Raw genomic sequence first — 3,068 nt, 5'->3', positions numbered from 1 at the left:
TTCGTACTCTATATGGGTCTCTTAGTCATGTTCCTTATTGGGAAAATGGTTTATTTTTACATAAAAAATACGGATTCATTGAATGATGGAAAGGAATTATTGCTATTTATTGGCGGGGGAGTTGCGCTGATGGTCTTTCTAATAGACGGAAGTCTGTATTCGGAAGATTTGGTACCCACCGATTTAGCAGGGAAATGTGGGGTTATTGGTTTTATCGTATTTATTAATATTTTGTTAGCAGTGCGGTTTTCGAATGCTCAAGAGAAGACGGAGACTCTGTCTCGTCAATTAATAATATCCAACCAGTTGAAGGACGAATTTTTGATGAGTACCTCTCATGAGATAAAAACCCCACTGCATGGCATTATGAATATGACCTCCTATTTACTGGAAGATGAAGATGGAAATCTACAGCCGAAACAAAAGCAAAATCTTTGGTTAATTAAGGATACCTCAACAAAACTTTCGATGCTGATTCAGGATTTGATTGATGTAAGTCGCCTAAAGCATGGGGAGTTGCGTTTACATTTGACTGTTGTCGATGTGAAAGTAGCTGTTCAGATCGTATTTGATGTTTTACAATTCGAACTTGCGGGAAAGTCAGTGCGATTGGACAACAAAGTAGAGTCTGATATATGGGTTCTAGCAGATGAGAGCCGACTGCGACAGGTGCTGTACAATTTGGTTCATAATGCTATAAAGCATACGGATAATGGTTGGATTATGGTCAGGTCAAGAACGTTAGGTGATAAGGTCTCCATTACAGTTGAGGACACGGGGACAGGGATTTCTGCTAATAATTATAGTGCGATTTTTGAATACTTTGAGCAGATTGACGAGCCGCTGCCGGCGGATGGCTATACCGGGATGGGAGTCGGATTGTACATAAGTCGAAAATTGGTTGAGCGGATGAGTGGGGAAATATGCGTGGATTGGTCTGAGATCGGACAGGGGACACGTATGCTGTTTACACTTCCAAAGGTGGATAGGATACCTGGATATCGCGAAGCAGCGGTATCCACGGAGGGTCAAATAATACAGCGAGCGGCATATAGTGATGCTCCACTGGACATTATGGGCCAACATGAGTACACCATTCTAATCGTTGATGATGAGGCTTCTAATATCCATAGTCTGCTAAATATTTTAAGCCGACATCGATACAATGTTATAACGGCATTCTCCGCTAAAGAGGCACTGGTGAAGATGAACGAGCATTCGAGGATAGACCTTGTCATTTTAGATGTGATGATGCCGGGTATTTCTGGAATAGAGCTGTGCCGAACGCTGCGTGTTCGATATTCCATTTTGGACCTGCCTATTATATTCGCAACGGTTAAGGAATCTCCGCCAGATATCGCGTTAGGCTTCAGAGCCGGAGCGAATGACTATGTAATTAAGCCATTCGATGGGGAGACTGTGCTAGCCAGAATCCAGACATTGATTGCGATGAAAACATCGATACAAGATGCAATACGTAATGAACAAGCCTTTCATCAGGCTCAAATAAAGCCACATTTTTTATATAACGCATTAAGCAGTGTCATTTCCTTTTGCTATACAGATGGAGAAAAGGCAGCTTATTTGTTGTCCATGCTTAGTCAATATATGCGCTATATTTTGGATACAGATCGGTCCAATCCATCCGTATCACTTAGTCAGGAGCTGGAACTTATTCATGCATATGTAGAGATTGAAAAAGCTCGGTTTGGAGAGCGGTTCAGCTTTATATGCCATGTGGATGAAGGTCTTCAGCATGTTGAGATTCCTACTTTATGCATTCAGCCTTTTGTTGAAAACGCAATCCGTCACGGTTTGTTTGAGAAAGAAGGGGATGGTGTAGTTTCACTTCGCATTTATGAGGGGCAGGGTTATATGCAGGTGACGATTGAGGACGATGGTGTCGGCATGCCTGATATTCTTCTCTATCAAATAACTAGCGGAGAGCGGCAGGGCGGGGGTATAGGTATCTCGAATATTCGCAAACGTATCCATGCTATACCAGGAGCAGCGCTGACGATCCATTCCGAGGCTGGGAGCGGAACGAAGGTCATGATGTATTTGCCTTATCATAATGAGGTATCGATCGGAAATGAGCTTCAAGGTTCAAACTGAGGCTGTTCTATTTATTGAGAAATAATGAAAGGATCGATCACTATGTTTCGTGCCGTCATTGTTGAGGATGAAAAGCCAATTTTGGACTTGATGAAAGTCATTATAGGACGTAACACTAATTATATGATTGTAGGGGCCTTTAATAATCCATTTGAAGCCTTAGAAAGCCTGTCGGAACTTAGGCCAGATATAGCTTTCATTGATGTGGAAATGCCAAAGATGAATGGACTGGAGCTTTCGCAAAAAATACGCAAGCTGTCGTTGGGGATCGAAGTCGTGTTTACAACAGCCTACAAAAATTATGCGATTGAGGCTTTCGGCGTCGAAGCTCTAGATTATATTTTGAAGCCGGTTACTCCCACGTCCATCGAACGGGTAACGGAGCGTCTGATTAATAGGCATCACTCGTCTGTGGCAAATAAGCCTAGCAAGAAATTATCCTTGATTCAGTGTTTTGGAAAATTCGAGGTCCGTAATTTGCAAGGTGCAGTCCTTCGTTTTCCAACACGCAAAACAGAGGAGCTATTAGCTTTTTTCCTATGCCATCCTGGTCAGGATGTTAATAAGTGGAGGTTAGCGGAATTACTGTGGCCTGATATGCAAGAGGATCGTTCTTCACATAATTTGCACAATACGATTTATCTCTTGAAAAAGCTGCTGAAAGAACAGCAGCTTGGTTTGGATATTCAGAAAACAAATGATGGGTATCTTCTGGAAACTGGGGATGAAGAGTATGATATGCTTGCTTATTATGATTCGGATTTTTCCTTTGTAGAGGAGTTGTTCAGCCTCTCTGATGCTGAAAGACTATGTTCTCTATATAAAGGTCCGTTGCTTGATGGTAAGCCTTATCTTTGGAAGGTTTCGTTAGAGGAAAACCTAGAGAAGCGATATTCGGCACTTGTGCGTCGTTTAATTCAGGAAGAGATTGCAGCGCAGAACTGGAGCAGGGC

General features: G+C 42.3%; 2 protein-coding genes. Both read left to right on the top strand.

From position 1 onward, the window contains the following. Positions 1-2,115, top strand: a 2,115-nt coding sequence (locus AC1DWN_RS31255; protein WP_477562755.1) for an ATP-binding protein, incomplete at its 5' end; no start/stop codon positions are given. Between the two features lie 42 nt (positions 2,116-2,157). Continuing rightward, positions 2,158-3,068: response regulator (locus tag AC1DWN_RS31250; RefSeq protein WP_477562754.1), on the top strand; the 911-nt coding region annotated here is incomplete at its 3' end.

The organism is Paenibacillus sp. P4_A7, assembly GCF_056402455.1.
Note: the sequence above shows the minus strand (reverse complement) of the source record. Positions and strands in the feature narration are given on the sequence as shown.